This window comes from Pseudoalteromonas sp. GB43 (genome assembly GCF_054923805.1).
Window position 1 is genome coordinate 367683 of record NZ_JBPCHJ010000002.1, and the last position, 17576, is coordinate 385258.

At 37.6% G+C, this 17576-nt stretch carries 15 protein-coding genes; 14 read left to right on the plus strand and 1 reads right to left on the minus strand.

All coding sequences use genetic code 11. The features are described 5' to 3' along the window. Nucleotides 1–18 precede the first annotated feature (18 nt). The 3 genes from ACRWSG_RS19025 to csm6 all read left to right on the plus strand — a co-directional run bounded on the left by ACRWSG_RS19025 (nucleotide 19) and on the right by csm6 (nucleotide 3805). Complete coding sequence (locus ACRWSG_RS19025) at nucleotides 19–1815, plus strand: PKD domain-containing protein (protein ID WP_462167212.1); 1797 nt, start codon at nucleotides 19–21, stop codon at nucleotides 1813–1815. Continuing rightward, the gene (locus ACRWSG_RS19030) at nucleotides 1746–2453 is read left to right on the plus strand and encodes a hypothetical protein (protein ID WP_462167213.1); all 708 of its coding nucleotides are present in this window, start codon (nucleotides 1746–1748) and stop codon (nucleotides 2451–2453) included. Before ACRWSG_RS19025 ends, ACRWSG_RS19030 begins: the two co-directional genes overlap by 70 nt. Before the next feature lie 359 nt (nucleotides 2454–2812). Further along, entirely contained in the window at nucleotides 2813–3805 is a 993-nt protein-coding gene (gene csm6 / locus ACRWSG_RS19035; protein ID WP_462167214.1) for a CRISPR-associated ring nuclease Csm6, read from the plus strand. Here the strand turns inward: csm6 and ACRWSG_RS19040 are convergent. Next, the gene (locus tag ACRWSG_RS19040) at nucleotides 3788–4735 is read right to left on the minus strand and encodes an IS30 family transposase (RefSeq protein ID WP_462167215.1); all 948 of its coding nucleotides are present in this window, start codon (nucleotides 4733–4735) and stop codon (nucleotides 3788–3790) included. The two genes, csm6 and ACRWSG_RS19040, sit on opposite strands and share 18 nt — an antisense overlap. Before the next feature lie 127 nt (nucleotides 4736–4862). Between ACRWSG_RS19040 and ACRWSG_RS19045 the strand changes: the two genes are divergently transcribed. From ACRWSG_RS19045 to ACRWSG_RS19095, 11 genes are all read left to right on the plus strand, one after another. Further along, entirely contained in the window at nucleotides 4863–6995 is a 2133-nt protein-coding gene (locus tag ACRWSG_RS19045) for a hypothetical protein (RefSeq protein ID WP_462167216.1), read from the plus strand. Then, nucleotides 6995–7564 (plus strand): dynamin family protein, encoded by a 570-nt coding sequence (locus ACRWSG_RS19050; protein WP_462167217.1) that lies wholly within the window; start codon nucleotides 6995–6997, stop codon nucleotides 7562–7564. Before ACRWSG_RS19045 ends, ACRWSG_RS19050 begins: the two co-directional genes overlap by 1 nt. Further along, nucleotides 7561–8634 carry a LeoA/HP0731 family dynamin-like GTPase gene (locus tag ACRWSG_RS19055; RefSeq protein ID WP_462167541.1) on the plus strand — a complete coding sequence of 358 codons (1074 nt, stop codon included), beginning with the start codon at nucleotides 7561–7563 and terminating at the stop codon, nucleotides 8632–8634. Before ACRWSG_RS19050 ends, ACRWSG_RS19055 begins: the two co-directional genes overlap by 4 nt. Nucleotides 8635–9101: 467 nt before the next feature. Then, nucleotides 9102–10049 (plus strand): IS30 family transposase, encoded by a 948-nt coding sequence (locus ACRWSG_RS19060; RefSeq protein WP_074989424.1) that lies wholly within the window; start codon nucleotides 9102–9104, stop codon nucleotides 10047–10049. 231 nt (nucleotides 10050–10280) lie between these two features. Then, the gene (locus tag ACRWSG_RS19065) at nucleotides 10281–10811 is read left to right on the plus strand and encodes a HEPN domain-containing protein (protein ID WP_058584613.1); all 531 of its coding nucleotides are present in this window, start codon (nucleotides 10281–10283) and stop codon (nucleotides 10809–10811) included. A gap of 11 nt (nucleotides 10812–10822) precedes the next feature. Beyond that, the gene (locus tag ACRWSG_RS19070; RefSeq protein WP_462167219.1) at nucleotides 10823–11476 is read left to right on the plus strand and encodes an AAA family ATPase; all 654 of its coding nucleotides are present in this window, start codon (nucleotides 10823–10825) and stop codon (nucleotides 11474–11476) included. Continuing rightward, on the plus strand, nucleotides 11436–12368 hold the full coding sequence (locus ACRWSG_RS19075; RefSeq protein ID WP_462167221.1) for a hypothetical protein: 933 nt from the start codon (nucleotides 11436–11438) through the stop codon (nucleotides 12366–12368). The genes ACRWSG_RS19070 and ACRWSG_RS19075 overlap by 41 nt, the downstream gene beginning before the upstream one ends. Nucleotides 12369–12544: 176 nt before the next feature. Further along, nucleotides 12545–13837, plus strand: a complete 1293-nt coding sequence (locus ACRWSG_RS19080) for a VWA domain-containing protein (protein WP_462167223.1) — start codon at nucleotides 12545–12547, stop codon at nucleotides 13835–13837. Nucleotides 13838–13938: 101 nt separating this feature from the next. Next, the gene (locus ACRWSG_RS19085; protein ID WP_462167224.1) at nucleotides 13939–15504 is read left to right on the plus strand and encodes a DUF262 domain-containing protein; all 1566 of its coding nucleotides are present in this window, start codon (nucleotides 13939–13941) and stop codon (nucleotides 15502–15504) included. After that, nucleotides 15497–15931 (plus strand): DUF262 domain-containing protein, encoded by a 435-nt coding sequence (locus ACRWSG_RS19090; protein ID WP_462167225.1) that lies wholly within the window; start codon nucleotides 15497–15499, stop codon nucleotides 15929–15931. Before ACRWSG_RS19085 ends, ACRWSG_RS19090 begins: the two co-directional genes overlap by 8 nt. 88 nt (nucleotides 15932–16019) lie before the next feature. Further along, nucleotides 16020–17555 carry an HNH endonuclease family protein gene (locus ACRWSG_RS19095; RefSeq protein ID WP_462167226.1) on the plus strand — a complete coding sequence of 512 codons (1536 nt, stop codon included), beginning with the start codon at nucleotides 16020–16022 and terminating at the stop codon, nucleotides 17553–17555. Nucleotides 17556–17576: the final 21 nt, after the last annotated feature.

Consider the following 17576-nt stretch of genomic DNA (forward strand, 5'->3'; position numbering starts at 1 on the left):
ACCTGCAAGGAGACCCCGATGAAATTGATGCTACATACATTCACCGCTATAGGGCTAGCTTTAGCGCTAACCGCTTGTGGTGGAGGTGGTGGTAACGACGATAGCACCCCTGTTGTTGAACAAAAACCGACGGCTGTTATCACTAGCAGTACAGAACAAACAACGTTGTCACTTAAAGATGGTGCAGTACAAATTCAACTAAGTGCTGATCAAAGTAGTAGCGCTGATAACAAAGAACTTAGTTATCAATGGCAACTTATTTCTCGCCCAGAACAAAGTGAAGCGGTTTTAACCAGCAATGATAGTCTTAGCACCGATTTTGTGGCTGATCTTCCTGGTGAATATGTCATTAGTCTTATTGTTAATGACGGTGTTAATAACAGTGAAGCAACACGCATTACTTTTAATGCAACATCACCATATCCGACAGCAATCACTGAGCCTGTATACAGTGTAAGTTTGGGCACAACGAGTGTCGGCCTAGATGCAAGTGCTAGTTTACCTCCTACAGGCGAGACAGGCAGTTTAGATTATCAATGGAAGATTGTTGAAAAACCGGCTGAAAGTGCGGGTTATTTAAGCAATGAAACACTTAGTTTAGCTACTCTATTTGTTGATGTAGCTGGAGATTACAAACTTGAGTTGGTTGTTTATTACGGAAATATTGCCAGTGAACCAAAAACGGTTACCGTAACTGTTTCATCAGGTAATGCTCCACCTGTTGCGATTGCTGACGATGTGACGGTTAAGCTTGGGCAAACAGTCACGCTTGATGCATCACAAAGTAATGACCCTGAAGGAGCGTCTTTACAATACCGTTGGAAATGGGCTTACAGTCCTGTTGAACCTGATGCTATTCCATTACCTGAATTAACAGGAAGAACAACAGATACACTTACTTTTACGCCAGCTGCAGCGGGAGAGTATTCATTGGTACTGTTTGTGTTTGATGGTGCAAGAAAAAGCGAAGAGCGTGAAGTTCTTGTAACTGTAGAGAAAGATCCTGAGTCTAATGAAAACAAAGCACCCGTTGGCGAGTTACTCGCAACAGGCTATTTCCCTTCTTATAGTATTGGTGAACAAGAAGTTGGTTTACGCGCTGAGTTTAATTTTTCAGGCTATGATCCAGAAGGTGAAGCACTGCAAATAATCAGTGCGGAACTTATAGAAAAGCCAGAAACAAGTACTGTTGAGTTAGTTGATATTGGTTCTTGGAAGCCAATGGGCAAAAAGATCCAAAAGCTTGATGTTGAAGGCATGTATAAAGTACGAATGGTTGTATCTGATGGTGTTAATCAACTAACAACCAATGCAACAATGGAAGCTAAAATTGGTAATGTTAATGGGCAGCCTTCAACACGCGGTGTAGATGCTCAATCTAAATCAGTTATTGTAGGTGATGCACTTGTATTCGATGCATCAAGTGAAGACCCAAATGATGATCCAATGACATTCCATTGGGAACTTGTTGATCGTCCAGATGGCAGTAACGCGGTTATTGAGCCAGTTATTGAACCTGAAACCCAAGAGTATCGCCGTGCTCGTGTGGTAACTGATGTACCAGGCTCATATACTGCGCGCTTGATTGTTGAAGATGATCGCGGACTTTTTGCAAAAACTTATGCAGAAGATGATGGCGTATTGCAAAACTTACCAATACTGCGCCTGAAATTCGTTCTGTTGTGTGGGCACGTAGCTGGGGAAGACTACAGCCAGGTGAAGATTACTATCAAATCTTACCGTGTATGTCATTATTACATCGCCCAGTTACGGTTGATGCTGATAGTGACGAAGTATTCACCCATGAAGAGTTAATTAGCACGCCTGAAGGAGGAGAATTCACAAGTTACCCTGATGAAGCTGATTGTCCTGCCACACGCGGTCAAGTGTTTACCAAACCAGGTACTTATACATTCCGTTATTCAGCGACTGATTTAATAGACGATGCACCACAATATGATTTTGTTGTTAAAGTTGATCCATTATCAGAAGCGAAAGGTGTTCGCTTACGAAGCATTAATGAAGATGGCGAAAGCTTATGGCACCCACTACCGTATGAAACAATTCCACCATTTGCAAATGGCTTTAGTGCAAGCTCGCGTCCATTCTTAGAAGAAGGCTATGTGCAGTGGGAGCTAAGTGCTATGGACAGTGCGTATACAGTTGAAAATGTTAAGGTGAGCCATATTAATGGTGGTCTTGCGAGTCTTACCCCTCGCTTTGAAAACCTATATGAAGGACGTGTTATTCAACAAGGCGAAAGCTTAGCATTTCAAACCGTAGTACCTGCAGTGCCTTGTATTCGTAATGATGATAAGTCTGAAGGCTTCCATTTCTCTTTCAATATTAGAGAAATCCCAGAAATTACTTATGTATACGAAATATGGCGCACAGCCGATGAAGACAGTCTTTTCAACGAGTGGGAAGAGTGTGAAGAAGGCCAGCTAAATTAAAAACTTAAACAAGCGAACCTTCGGGTTCGCTTTCTTAATATTACCCCTTCCACGTTCCTTTAGACCATATCGTAAATCAAACAAACGCATTCAGAGTTCACTCTGATAATACTAGTGAGGGAATTGTACGCAAATATACTTTTCCATTGTGATAATGCAAAAGCGTATTGCTAACGATAATGTAAGGCGAGGCTTAAGGGCAATGAAGGATTAGCGCGCTACTCCTTTTTTAAATTTAAGTATTAGAGAAAGTTCGCAAAACATACATCGTCAATAAATCATAAAAATAGCATTCGTCTCATACTTTTTGATTTTATTTAATATTCAGATATTATTCAGTTTCATCAAAAGGAAATTGAATGAAACACATATTACTCATCATCACAGGGGCTAGTCCTCAAGTACTTACAGAAACCTTGTTTGCTATCCATAAGCAAGGCAAAAGTCTGCCAAACGAAATCTATGTCATCACAACGCAAAGTGCCAAACCTTTGCTGGTAGATGGGCTATTCAACCAAGGTCATTTTCAACAGTTATTAACAGACTACAAATTGCCAGAAATCGAGTTTTCTGAGAAAAATATTTGGCTTATTGAAGATCAAAATGGTCAACCTGTTTTTGATGCCAGTACTGAGGTTGATCAGGTCTATATGGCAGATTTTATAACCCGTAAGGTAGATGAGTTAACCAAACTTGAGAATACAGCAATACATGCATCAATTGCAGGTGGACGTAAAACAATGGCGTTTTACTTAGGATATGCCATGTCTCTCTTTGGGCGTGAGCAAGACACTCTAAGTCATGTATTTGTAGATGAGAGCTTTGAATTTCTAAAAGACTTTTGGTATCCGACTCCCCATTCAAAGTTTGTAAAAAATAAAGCAGGGAAATCGGTCGATTGCAAAAATGCCAATATTACTTTAACGAGCATACCTTATGTTCGCATGCGTAACCTAATTGATAACTCTGTGCTTACCAGTATCAAAAATGTATCTTTCAGTAAAACAGTAGCAAGTCTTAATACAGTCAACTCAAAAGTAATTTCATTAGTTATAAACCCTTCTGCTAAGCAGTTAACATTTGCGGGGATTGATATAAGCTTAACGGCAAAAGAAATGGCATTTTACTTATGGTTACTTGATCAGTACGAACTCAATGTTGATCGTTATTTTGAAGATACAACAAGTTATTCAGAGGCTTACTTAACTCAGTTTTCTAGGGTAGGTACCGACTTACGAGTATTTCGTGATACATTTGGAATCGAGCCGGAAGATTTTAAAATTAATAACTTAAGTGGCCCGCGAATTCAAGTCCGAAGTGCACCACTCGCTAAATTAGGCTGCTTTGCGTAATTCATCGAATATTACCGCTGGTTGCCTAAACCCTAGACATTTTCTCGAACTCGCATTGAGCGCCTTTTCTATGTGCGCAATTTGCTTATCTGTCACCGTTCGTAAATCAGTGCCTTTGCGAATATATTGACGCAACAAGCCATTAAAGTTCTCATTTAACCCTCTTTCCCATGATGAGTAGGGGTTAGCAAAGTAGATGTCGGTTTTTAGCTTGTCTGAAACATGCTCATGTTCACAAAACTCACTCCCGTTGTCTGCGGTTATCGTATGAACATGGCGTCGATAGCGCCACAGCATACCTATCATTGCTCTGCTCACTTGCGCTGCACTTTTTGCTGGCACTTTGCGTATCAGGTAAAACTTACTTGTACGCTCGACTAAACTAACGATTGCTCCCGTACCATGCTTGCCAAGTACTGTATCCGCTTCCCAATCACCAAATCGTGTCTTAGTGTCAACAATCGCAGGTCTATGTTCAATGCCAACACGATTTGGGATGATGACACGTTTGCTTCGGCTGCCTTTACGATAACGTCTGTGCCCTTGTCGCAGATGTTTGTATAGCTTGCCACCACTCAATTTATCTTTTTGAATATAGCCATAAATCCATTCATGACTCACAGGATGCCCGATAATTTTGCTTACACCCGCAACCTGCTCAGGGCTCCATTTTTGCTCCAATCCAAACTCAACGAACGCAATTGTAAGTGCTGGCATGGAATACTTGGCAGCTAGATGTTTTCGTTTACATGCCTTTGAATGTGCAACCTCAGGCAAGTAATGACTTCGAGTACTATTGCGCCTAACTTCACGACTTATAGTGCTGTGGCTCACTTTTAGCCTTTTCCCTATCTCTCGATAGCTAAAACCCTCGCGTAAGTAGGCCTCAATCTGGTATCTTTGCCCTTCGATCAACTGCTTGTAACTCATGGTATCTACTCTTGTTTTTTGGCGATTACAGAGTACCACCAACAGGCAGTTGATCTCTTCTCACCGTTTAACCATGAGTGGTGCACTTATTATCTGAATTCGGGAGCTGCAAAGTGTAATTAAGGATTTGATTAACACCATTGAAGCATCAGAAGTTGAAACTACAGATAAGGAAATTGCAACATTTAGCCGCAATTTACTTAATGAGTTGGATGCTAATATAGCGGGCGAGTTAGACAAGCTAAAAGCTAACTCTGAGTGGGATACGTTTACAGTTGCATTTTATGGAGAAACAAATGCTGGTAAATCAACAATCATTGAAACGCTACGCATTTTATTAGCAGAACCTCAAAAAACTTCCTCACAAAATAAGTTTAAAGAACTTGTTACCTCATTAAATATTGATAGCGCGTCATTTGAAAAGATTAACCAAAAAATTGCTGAGCTTAAAGATAATAAAGTTGTACTTGAGCAAAGCTTGAACAGCGTTAAAGACAAAAGTAATGAACAGCTTAGTAACTTTAAAAACGAACTAGCTACGCTTAATAAAACAATCGAATCTAAGCTTGCAGCGTTTAATATTTTTCAAAAAATTTGGCACTTTTTTAGTAAGCTACCTGAAGAAGCACAAATAGTTACTAAACAAGAGCAGTTTGAAAGTACAAAATTAATACTTGATGAGAAAGTTGCCCAAGCAGAAAACGAAGTGTCTGAAAATGATGAACGCTACAACGCTGCTTGTTTAAAATTAGAGCATATGAAAGGCGAGCTAGAAAAATTAGTGCCTTATGCTGATGGCGCCATTATTGGCGATGACCGCTCAGATTACACTTTAGATAGCCAATCTTACTCAATGCAAGGTGATGAAAGTACCTTTACGGTTTTAGATGTCCCTGGTATTGAGGGGAAAGAAGAAAAAGTAGGAGAAAGTATTTGGAGTGCTGTGCATAAAGCGCATGCTGTATTTTATGTAACGTCTAAAGCGGCTGCACCTCAAACAGGGGATGATAAAAACAAAGGTACCTTAGAGAAAATAAAAGAGCACTTAGGTGACCAAACTGAAGTTTATAGTATTTACAACAAGCGTATTACTAATCCTTTGCAGCTGCAAAAAAGTCAACTTGTTAGCGAAAGCGAGTTAGCTAGTTTAGCCGAGCTTGACACTAAAATGGCGGAGCAATTGGGCGAAAACTACCAAGGTACTAAAAGCGTATGTGGTTTAGTGGGTTACCTAGCTGCTGCAAACTGCTTAGTTGCTGGAACAACGGATCACAAACGCAAAGAAAAGTTTATGAAGGATAATACCGAACAGCGTTTACTAGATTACTGCGGATTTACTGACTTAAAGCAGTTTTTAGTTAGTGATTTAATCAAGGACTATAAAGGTAAAATTATTAAAGCCAACTTTAACAAAGCAAACCAGGTTTTGAGGAGAGCAAGTGGCAGTATTACGGCTTTACGTGATGAAAAATTTGAACCATTACACACCAAATTAAAGGAAGAAATAGGTTCTGCTTCAGAGCAATTAGATATTGCTTTAAGTAGCTTAAAAAGTAGGTTACTCACTTCAGTTGGTACCAGTATCAACACCTTTAAATCATCAGTGCGCAAATCGGTTTATTCTGAAATTGAAGATGATATAAGCAACGATGACTTTAAATATGAACTGAAAAGAGAGGTTAGTCGAGCACAAAGTCAGTTTGATGAAAGCTTACCTGAGACAATTAATATTCAACTTAATGAGTTTGGTAAAGAGGTTAATGGCATTGTAGAGCGTTTTCAAAAGCATGCAGGTGAATTGTTAGATGCTTATTCATCTTTTGAAACCAATACAATTGCAAGCGATTTTAGTATATCTGTAGATATTGATAAAGGGTTTAACGTAGCTGGAATAATTGGGTCAGTTGTTGGTGCTGTTGCACTAGCATTCTCTGGTGTTGGTATAGCTGCGCTTGCTATAGGGGCAGTTGGAGTAGTAATTTCATTCGCGAAATCAATAGGCAGCTTTTTTAGTTCAAGCTATAAAATGTCTCAGCAGAAAAAAACAACGGATGAGAATATTTATAAAATTGCATGCAAGCTTGAAGACACGGCAAAAACAAATATAGACGAAGCGCTTAAAGTGCTTGAGGAAAATATTTACACTATAAAGCTCTCTTTAAAGACCCCAATTGAACATACCGCATTAATTAATAAGATACTTTCAATTTCAATTGAAAAGCTTCTTAAAACATCAAGACAGTTAGACAAGGAACTATAATGGAAGCAACATTAAAAACGTTTAATACTCAAAAAGAGAACACGCTTAATATATTAAACCAGTTGCATGCTTTTTTACTGCAGGGTGAAGGGTTGGGTATCAATATTGACCCATCTTTAGTTAATAAATTAGATACGGCTATTAAGTCACTCTCTGATGATAATTTGAAAATAGCTTTAATAGGTGGCTTTTCAGAAGGTAAAACATCAATTGCTGCAGCATGGATGGAGCGCTTAGATCAGTCAACAATGAATATTAGCCAACAAGAGTCGTCTGATGCAGTATCGGTTTATGATGTTAGTAATGGGCTTCAGCTAATTGATACTCCTGGACTTTTTGGTTTTAAAGAAAAAATAAATGCAGACAGTTCTGCAATAGAAAAATACAAAGACATTACCAAAAAATACGTGAGTGAAGCGCATTTAGTTTTATATGTGATGAATTCGACTAACCCTATTAAAGACAGCCATCAAGAAGACTTGCAGTGGTTATTTAGAACGCTAAATATACTACCAAGAACAGTATTTGTACTTAGCCGCTTTGATGAAGTGGCCATGTTGAAGATATAAATGAATACAATGAAAACTTAAATGTAAAAAAAGAAAATGTTGTTAACCGTTTAAAAGATTTAATAAACCTTGAGCAAGATGAAGCCGAGAGTTTATCTGTTGTTGCTGTTGCTGCTAATCCTTTTGATATGGGAACTGAGTATTGGCTCGATAACCTTGAAAAGTTTAAACAGCTATCTCACATTGAGTCGCTGCAAGCAGCTACAAATGAAAAAGTAGCTAGTAATGGTGGTGTTGAAAGTATTGTTGTTGAAGCTAAAAATAGCATTGTGAGAGATGTGCTAAACGAAGAGTTACCGCTTGCTATTGAGAACGACAAAAAGCTAGGCCAAGAGGTTGATAAAATGCTTGATGTTGTAGATACAATGAAAGCAAAGCTAGCTAAAACTCAAGGTTTAATTTCGGATTCTCGTGTAGGGTTGCGTGACTTTGTAACCAGTTATTTTTCAGACTTAATTTTACAAGCAGAAGGCACTGATTTAGAAACATTTAATGACTTCTTTCAACGAGAAGTTGGAGATGAAGGTGTTGTTATTTCGTCAAGATTACAAAGTGAGTTTGAGCGTTATTTGCGTTCAGCTGACTTAGAAGTAAAAAGTATGGCGTCAAGCTTTACACAAGAGGTAAATCATTTTAATGATGTGGTGCTTGGGTACGGTAAGCAAGGGGTTGATTTTTTAGTAAAAGGTAATGTTATTAATAACACGTCTGTTATTGCTGCTAGGGATGGAATAAAAAGCCTTGCTAGTTTAGTAGGTGTTGATTTATCTAATCTACTTAAATTTAAGCCTTGGGGAGCTGTAAAAGCGGCTAATGCTATGAATGGTGTGCTAGCTGCAGCGGGAATCGCCTTTGAAGTATGGGATAGCTACCAAGAATCTAAAAAGCAAGATGAATTTCAAAAAGCTGTAAAAAAAATGATTAAAAACTTTAATACTCAACGCGCGGAGCTTTTAGAGTTAATAAATGGCAATGAATTTGTTTCAAAGTTTTTTCAGTCGTTTATTGAGCTTGAAAATGGCGTTAGTGAACTTGAAAGTAATTTAGCTGGACCGGACAAAGCAACGTGATAACTTCCACAACTGGCGCATGACAGGTGAAAAAATTAAGCAGGAATTTGAGAGGGTTTAGTATATAAACTATGTAAGTTAAAGCCGTTCAACTATTTTCGCTTCTACTAGTGTATTAAAATCATTAGTAGAAGGAAAACAAAGTTGTTTAATTTTCCAATTTACCAAAAAACTTCTCATGCCTAAAAAACCACAGCCATTTAAACAAATTTGTAAAAATTGTCATTGGAGTGAGATTGTTGCTCCTAATTCAGATGTTTTACTCCCAAATACGATAAAAAGTGTTTGTCCAAAGTGCCATTCAACTCTGATAGAGAGAGCTGAATTAAATATCCTTGATAATATTAGACTAAGAGTTAAATCCCGAATTCAGATAATAAGTGCACCACTCATGGTTAAACGGTGAGAAGAGAATCAACTGCCTGTTGGTGGTACTCTGTAATCGCCAAAAAACAAGAGTAGATACCATGAGTTACAAGCAGTTGATCGAAGGGCAAAGATACCAGATTGAGGCCTACTTACGCGAGGGTTTTAGCTATCGAGAGATAGGGAAAAGGCTAAAAGTGAGCCACAGCACTATAAGTCGTGAAGTTAGGCGCAATAGTACTCGAAGTCATTACTTGCCTGAGGTTGCACATTCAAAGGCATGTAAACGAAAACATCTAGCTGCCAAGTATTCCATGCCAGCACTTACAATTGCGTTCGTTGAGTTTGGATTGGAGCAAAAATGGAGCCCTGAGCAGGTTGCGGGTGTAAGCAAAATTATCGGGCATCCTGTGAGTCATGAATGGATTTATGGCTATATTCAAAAAGATAAATTGAGTGGTGGCAAGCTATACAAACATCTGCGACAAGGGCACAGACGTTATCGTAAAGGCAGCCGAAGCAAACGTGTCATCATCCCAAATCGTGTTGGCATTGAACATAGACCTGCGATTGTTGACACTAAGACACGATTTGGTGATTGGGAAGCGGATACAGTACTTGGCAAGCATGGTACGGGAGCAATCGTTAGTTTAGTCGAGCGTACAAGTAAGTTTTACCTGATACGCAAAGTGCCAGCAAAAAGTGCAGCGCAAGTGAGCAGAGCAATGATAGGTATGCTGTGGCGCTATCGACGCCATGTTCATACGATAACCGCAGACAACGGGAGTGAGTTTTGTGAACATGAGCATGTTTCAGACAAGCTAAAAACCGACATCTACTTTGCTAACCCCTACTCATCATGGGAAAGAGGGTTAAATGAGAACTTTAATGGCTTGTTGCGTCAATATATTCGCAAAGGCACTGATTTACGAACGGTGACAGATAAGCAAATTGCGCACATAGAAAAGGCGCTCAATGCGAGGCCGAGAAAATGTCTAGGGTTTAGGCAACCAGCGGTAATATTCGATGAATTACGCAAAGCAGCCTAATTTAGCGAGTGGTGCACTTCGGACTTGAATTCGCGATTAGTATAAGCTTATTATTTTTTCGGCTAATTTATTGATATGGATTTAGTATTAATAGCGACCTCTGTTTTATTTCAGAGTTTAAACTATGTGATTTATCGCAAGCTTGCGAATTAAAGAATGATAATCTTCTGTATATTATAAAAAAGGAATAACTAACAAGCACTCAGTTGTTAGTGATGTATAAGGAAAAATATGACTCTCTCATTACAAAATTTTAATAGGGCTCTATCTGAAGCAGAACAGCTATTAACATGCTTTGAAACTTTAAATAACCACCCTGAATTGTGTTCGTATGATGTATTGAAAAAAGCTAGCCTGATAATGATCTTAACTGCATGGGAAACCTATGTGGAAGATGTTGTAACAGAAAGGTTTGATGACAAATTTGCTTTAATTAAAGGGTCTCAATTCGGTCGTTTTGCTGAAAAGCAATTACATGAAAGGTTAAAGTTTTTTCATAACCCAAATTCAAATAAAACTAAGAAACTATTTGAAGAATTTTTTGGGCTAGATGTTACAGAGCAGTGGAAGTGGCCGAATGTATTACCAAAAGATGCGAGGGAACAGCTCAACAAATGGATTAATAAAAGAGGAGATGCAGTGCATCGAGTACAATTTGACACTACAAAGCCTCAAATAATCAAAAAAGATGAACTAGAGAAGTGTGTACGTTTTTTTAAAGCACTTGCACAAGCAACAGACAAAGCATTAGAACAAATTTAAAGGAATAAATAATGAGTTTACAAACAAGAATAAAAAAATTAATTGATCAAATTTCTGTTGGCATGCATGAGCGTGAGGAGATAATTCCTGTTGCATTACTTGGTGCACTAACTGGGCAAAATACATTTTTATATGGCCCACCAGGCACAGCTAAGAGTTTAATATCGCGACGTATCGCAAAAGCATTTGATAACCCGCCTTATTTTGAATATTTAATGAACCGTTTTAGTACTCCAGAAGAGGTGTTTGGATCGGTATCGATAAAAGCGCTAAAAGAAGATCAATATATACGTAAAACTGAAAATTATTTACCGAAGGCAGAGTTTGCGTTTTTAGATGAAATTTGGAAATCGAGTCCTGCAATATTAAATAGTCTATTAACGCTTATAAACGAGGGGATTTTTAAAAATGGGCAAGAGCTAGAAAAGACCCCTTTAAAGGCTTTAATTGCAGCGTCAAACGAAACACCAGAAGAAAACCAAGGTTTAGATGCTTTATATGATCGCTTTATTATCAGGTTAATGGTTGGTCCAATTGAGATAAAAGAAAACTTTGAAAGCCTAATTAGTAGCAAACCAACCCTCGCTGAAATTAAAGTGGCTGATGAGGTAGTCATTAAGAATAATGAATGGGCTAGCTGGCTTAAAAAGAATCGATACCGTTGAACTTTCACAAGATACGTTAACAATTATTCATTTAATAAGAAAAGAGCTGTCGGAACAATTTGAAGAGCTTGGTGTTTATGTGTCTGACAGACGTTGGCAAAAAGCTGCCCAATTGCTTAAAGCCTCGGCATTTTTTAATAACCGTAAGGTTACCAATCATAGCGATACTTTATTGTTACGTTATTGTCTTTGGACAACAGAAGCAAACAGAGAAGAAGTTGAAAGAATAGTAAATACTGCTATTGAAGAGTCTGGTTTCTCTCCTGAAGTTAGCTTGGCGGAGCTAGATCGGAAGAAAGATGAGCTTGATAAAGAAATTAATGTTGAAGTTTTTTATCAAAATGATGTTTATGAAACACATAACATCAAAGGCAAAGATTATTATAAGGCGAAAATAACGTTTCGCTATAAGACCGGATATTATAATGATTATAAAGAGACTACACGTACCTTTTACATTCCAGTTTCTAAAATGAAAAGTAGAGAAGCCTTCAAACCTTTAGACTCGAATGGCAATGAGCTTACAGGTTACACGTGTACATTTGATGGTCAAGGTAGTTGCGATGTTAAAATTACAGGGCTAGAGGGGCGATATGATTCTGAGGCTCACTTCACACCTAAAATCTTATGCTCAAAAGGTCAAAAAAAACAGAACGTAAATAGTCGTTTAATTGACGCTTTAAAAAATGAAGTTAAGGAACTAAAACAAACTTTGAGAATAACTTTAGAGTTATGTGAGGCTAAACAATCAGAATATATGGCTAACTTGTACTCGCCATTTGTGTCTGAGCAATCGTGTAACATTGCGCTAAATGGTATAAATCAGCAAATAAGTGATTTGAAATTAAGAATTAAAGATTGTGACCGTTTAAAAGGGCTATGCAGTGCGTAAAGTTGATGACTATATGAACAATATGCGCGCTAATATACATGACGATTTCCAAAGCGTATTTAAGCACGCTCCAAATTTAGCATTACAAGTTGAAGAGCGATTGACAACTTGATAATAAGTCCCACCGCCATTGTATTTTAGAGTTTCCTCATTATGAAGCTCAAAATGAACTTAATGTGTTTAAAACACTAGATTTTGATAGCCTAACTATAGAACAGTATGAACTAGCTCTAAATCAATACAAAGTTTTGTGTTCTAAAAGTAACGTTAATTATAACAATAATTTTTGGGATAATGACTTAGCGAGCATTAAGCATGATGCTGTCACTTTGAGTGCTAACGGTGTTATGGGTACAAGCAATTTAGTTACTTCAGTTAATTTATTGGCGAATGAGTGGGAAAAGTTACTCAGCTTACAGTATGAGCAGTGGGAACTAGAGCAAATATCCCTACTAAGAAAAAAGTTCTTAAATGGCCTGATTGAAAAACTAAAACTCATTGATGAAATGCTTGGGTTACTTCGTTCTTTAGGTATCGAACCAGGCTTTTTTCTTGATCTATCTAGTGGAACTTTAAAGCTAAATAACTTATCAAGAGTTAAAAACTTGTTGCAGCAGATATCTAATGATGAGGGAGTTAAAAGGCTCTTAGACTTGCTTGGGCGTTTAAACCAAACAGAAAAAAGCAAAAAAATTGAATCCGTTACGCATTCATTCATACAAAAGTCAGCTGTAACAGATGCGAACTCCAAAGAAGAAATTATAGGTGTTAAATTAAGTAAAGATATTGAGCACGCTCTCCCTTCAGAATTAGCACTATTGAGTGATATTGAAACATCAATCTTATTTGATCTTAAGTATGTTGAATCATCCTTGATGTGTTTTGAAATGTCTGGCCAACAACTTGTTGATGAAGAGTTTGAAATTGAAGAAGCTCTAGCTGTAGACGAAGATGAACAAAAAGGTCCTGTTATTATATGTATCGATACTAGTGGATCAATGCAAGGTGCGCCTGAAACTGTTGCAAAAGCGGTCGCCTTTGTTATGTCACTAAAAGCACAATCAAAGAATAGAGACTGCTATATAATTAATTTTTCAAATTCAATCAATACATTAGATCTTTCCAAAGGGTTTAGCTTGGATAAACTCACAGATTTTTTATCTATGTCGTTCCATGGTGGTACAGATGTCGGTCCTGCAATTTCTCATGCTTTGCATTTAATGACTGAAAATACTTACAACAAAGCTGATTTGCTAATTGTTTCTGATTTTGTCATGAGAAAATTACCAAAAAATCAATTAGACTCAATTTCTGAATTAAAACAAAGTGGGAACAAGTTTTTCTCTTTGGTTGTTGGTGATTGTTACTTAAGTGAACGAATACGAGAAGTATTTGATCAAGAATGGATTTATAACCCTCAACACGCAAGTATCTCTGAATTAATTGCTATTAATAGTTGGATTGATTGAGTATTGTAAGATTGCAGAAATGTGTTTTATAAGTCTTTGTATTTAATAAATGGATTTGCGTGACTAAGATAAACTTCTTAGTCAAGCTAATAAGGAGTTTTATGTCAGTTGAAGTCGCATCTTGTACTTTAGCACAGTTATTCAGTGGCAAAAGTATTATTAGTTCTAGTAAAGCGGAAATTGCTGGTGAGTTAGCAATACCTGAGTATCAACGACCTTATCGTTGGGGCGAAATACAAATAAAAAAGTTGTTGAGTGACTACCAGCTTTTTTTAAGCGATTTAGCACAAAGCGATAGTGCCTATGGGTATTACTTAGGCAGTGTAATCTTGCATCAGTCAGCAGAAAGTGGGCAGCTATATATTATTGACGGTCAGCAACGTTTAACAACCTTAGCGTTGATTTCCTATGTGCAATATCTATCTTATACGGTTAATAACGCTAACGAAGCGAATGAATCACATAGCTTTGCTCTTAACCTAAGTTACGATTCGCCAGAATCACAACAACAAATCGTTAAAAACCTTGCTTGGTTACAGACATACTCGACAACCAGTAATGCTAGCCAAATAGCCACTTTTGATGCCAATAAAATCAATTTAACTCTGGTTGTTACTCGTAGCGAAGACGATGCCTATCGCTTCTTTGAAACTCAGAATACTGGTGGTGTTAGGTTAAGTGGACCTGACATTATTAAAGCACATCACCTCAGAGCCATTGCGCGACAAAACCAAAATGAATTTGCTGCAAAATGGGAAGCATTAGGCGATTTAAACCCCGTTGTTGGATCATTGCTTAAAGGGCGCTATTGGCAAAAACTTTATAACCGTAATGTACCTTCTCACCGCCAGCCTAATCTAGTAAGAAGCGCAGTTGTCAATGAACTAGGCGAAAGTACGGGTAAAGGTGAAGATATTGCTTTTGGGCGCTTTAAACGTACATATTTGCCAGACGGTGGACAAATAGATAAACAAGCACAGCAAGGTTATGAACTGAGACAGCCATTAAATAGCGGCATTAATACTATTCATTATATAAGCTACTTTGAACAATTAAGGTGTAAGTATTTAACGGGCGGAATTAATAATAAGGCTAACCATAGAAAGGTTACTTCACATTCTCCAACGAATACAGAAAACACTCTTGTTAGCTTTTTTCATTTTTATCAAAACATGATCTGCGAGCTTGAGGGTTGTAGTTATGTAAAAGGGTTATACGATACAGCACTGCTTATATACATTAGCCAATTTGGTGAACAACAGTTAGACATTGCAGCGAAGAAGCTGTTCCGAGTTATCTACTCACCTCGGGTAAGCAATCAAAAAGCGGTGAGAGAAAATTCTATATCAGCCTTTGTCCGCGATAACCCTGTACTTGACTGGATTACAGCTAGCTACACACCAGCCATGTGTTTTGATTATTTAGACCGTTTTAGCTTTAAAGCAGAGCCAGCTAATTTAGCTGTTAATAAAAATAGCGTTAAAAAACGCTTTATACATAAAGTATTAAATAACTTTGGACTAGACGTTGATAATAGCCTTTCAGCAGAAGAGCTCGCAAACACTTACACTACAAAGTTAGATGCTTACATTCTTCCTCTAGACACTGAAAAAATGGCTATGCATCAGATTAGCAAGCGCACAAATCAAGGAGGTCAAAATGGCTAATGTATTCTCAGGAGAAGCTAAAAGTAAAGGAAATAAGATAACACAGCATCACGTTGAAACGCAGGTTCTTACGTTAAATTACATTCAAACGAATCAATATCAATTTAGTATACCGAGTTATCAACGTCCCTACGTTTGGCCAGATGAAGCAGTATTAAAGCTATTCAACGATATTAACGATGCTCGTTTGGCGGAAGAGCCTAATTATTTTATTGGTACAGTGCTTACCTCAGTAGAACTAAATGAAGATGGTAATGGTATTTATGAGCTAATCGATGGACAACAACGCACTACCACGCTAATGCTAATTGCGCTTGCATTTAAAATAGCAAAAGTTGATTCAGCCATTGCAGATATAGCCGCCTTTAAAAAGCAGCCGAGACTTCAATTTACTATTCGAGAATCAAGTACAGCACTTATTAGGTAGCTTAGCTGGCTTTGATGATTATGTATTTCCAGGGCTAGAATCGATTGGTGAGAATCCATATTTAAAGCGTATATATGCAGCGTTACAAGTGTTAGAGCAACAAGTAAAAGCGCTCAAAAATGAAGAACGTATTTTATTAGGTGATTATATTTTTGAAAATGTGCAATGGGTGAATAATATAGTGCCCTCTCAAATGGACTTGAATCGTTTGTTCGCTACCATGAACACTACTGGCATACAGCTTGAGCAGGCTGATATATTAAAGTCAAAACTGCTTAAACAAGTTTCTAAAGATAAAGCTTTATTCGATGCTATGTGGTTAGCGTGTGAACACATGGAAAATTACTTTGAGCGCAATGTGCGTAAAGTCTTTCCTAACGCTCCGTGGGATAGAATTGAGCCAGAGCATTTGGCTTGTTTTAAGGAGGAGCTTTTTGTAAAAGATGAGAGTGCTAGTAAAAGAGCTAAGCAGAGCTTGACTATTATGCAACTAGCAGAACAATTAAATTCAACTACAGTAAGTGGTAGCGAAGGAAATCAAGATAATAAATCTAATATTGAGCTAGGTGATGTCGCCTACGATTTAGACACCGAAACTGTATATTGTCGTCCCATTATTGGTTTTCCATTATTACTTATCCATGCTTATCGTATTTATTTGGCTAACCGAGCTGTTGAGCTAGGCGATGGCACTAATGATGTTGCTCCTCGCGTGCATGCTGACAAGTTACTAGAAACCTTTGAGCCACTCATTACAGCCAGTGAAGATGAAGTTAAAGAATTTATCAAAACTTTGTGGCAAGTGCGTTATCAGTTTGATCGTTGGGTGGTTAAGTGGGTTGAGCGTGACGATAGCGATGATGAACAATTGCGTTTAACTAATATTAGTCAAAGTGATTCAAATGGGATACGGTACATTAATCGTACTCAGAAAGAAATAAATGAATTAGTAATGCTGCAAAGTGTGCGTAACTTTACTGGTGAGCGAAGTGCGCAGTATTGGATAACCCCATTTATTGCAGGTTTGATAAAAGACAATATTACTCAAGATGCACAAGCCATAGCCTTGCTTGAAAAAATTGATAATGACTTATCGTTGGCGGCTAAGCCTGAAACTCAAAAAACAGCTAGTTTCAAGCTAGCTAAGCAACATCAGCCGGAAGTTTACTCTTGGCAGGTATACGAAAATTATTTTGCCAAACCAAGAGGAACAAGTTTTGAGCATTACTGGTTTCAAAAGCTGGAATATATTTTGTGGAAAAAAGAATCTGATAGGCAGCGGCAACAATTCAAAAACTATCGTATCACGGCTAAGAATTCTGTTGAGCATGTTTACCCGCAGCATGAAGAATACCAAAATATGTTGGAGCGAGACTTTTTAGATGCATTTGGAAATTTAGTTTTATTAAGCCCTGGTGAAAACTCTTCATATAGTAATCAAGCAGTCAAGAAGAAGCTTGTCGATTTTGAAGCAAAACTTCAATACGACTCTTTAAAGTTAAAAGCTATGTTTAAAATATTAAAAGAACAAAACGATTGGCAAGAAGCTCAAATAAAAGAACACCAAAAAGACATGTTAAGTGCATTAGCAAAACATTACGATGCGATCTCTAATATGCTCTAGCAAAGAACAAAAATGACAGTT

Bases quoted from the DNA above. Each gene is read 5' to 3' on its own strand.
- ACRWSG_RS19025 (WP_462167212.1), top strand. From the start codon at position 19: ATGAAATTGATGCTACATACATTCACCGCTATAGGGCTAGCTTTAGCG.
- ACRWSG_RS19030 (WP_462167213.1), top strand. From the start codon at position 1,746: ATGTCATTATTACATCGCCCAGTTACGGTTGATGCTGATAGTGACGAA.
- csm6 (WP_462167214.1), top strand. From the start codon at position 2,813: ATGAAACACATATTACTCATCATCACAGGGGCTAGTCCTCAAGTACTT.
- ACRWSG_RS19040 (WP_462167215.1), bottom strand. From the start codon at position 4,735: ATGAGTTACAAGCAGTTGATCGAAGGGCAAAGATACCAGATTGAGGCC.
- ACRWSG_RS19050 (WP_462167217.1), top strand. From the start codon at position 6,995: ATGGAAGCAACATTAAAAACGTTTAATACTCAAAAAGAGAACACGCTT.
- ACRWSG_RS19060 (WP_074989424.1), top strand. From the start codon at position 9,102: ATGAGTTACAAGCAGTTGATCGAAGGGCAAAGATACCAGATTGAGGCC.
- ACRWSG_RS19065 (WP_058584613.1), top strand. From the start codon at position 10,281: ATGACTCTCTCATTACAAAATTTTAATAGGGCTCTATCTGAAGCAGAA.
- ACRWSG_RS19070 (WP_462167219.1), top strand. From the start codon at position 10,823: ATGAGTTTACAAACAAGAATAAAAAAATTAATTGATCAAATTTCTGTT.
- ACRWSG_RS19075 (WP_462167221.1), top strand. From the start codon at position 11,436: ATGAATGGGCTAGCTGGCTTAAAAAGAATCGATACCGTTGAACTTTCA.
- ACRWSG_RS19085 (WP_462167224.1), top strand. From the start codon at position 13,939: ATGTCAGTTGAAGTCGCATCTTGTACTTTAGCACAGTTATTCAGTGGC.
- ACRWSG_RS19090 (WP_462167225.1), top strand. From the start codon at position 15,497: ATGGCTAATGTATTCTCAGGAGAAGCTAAAAGTAAAGGAAATAAGATA.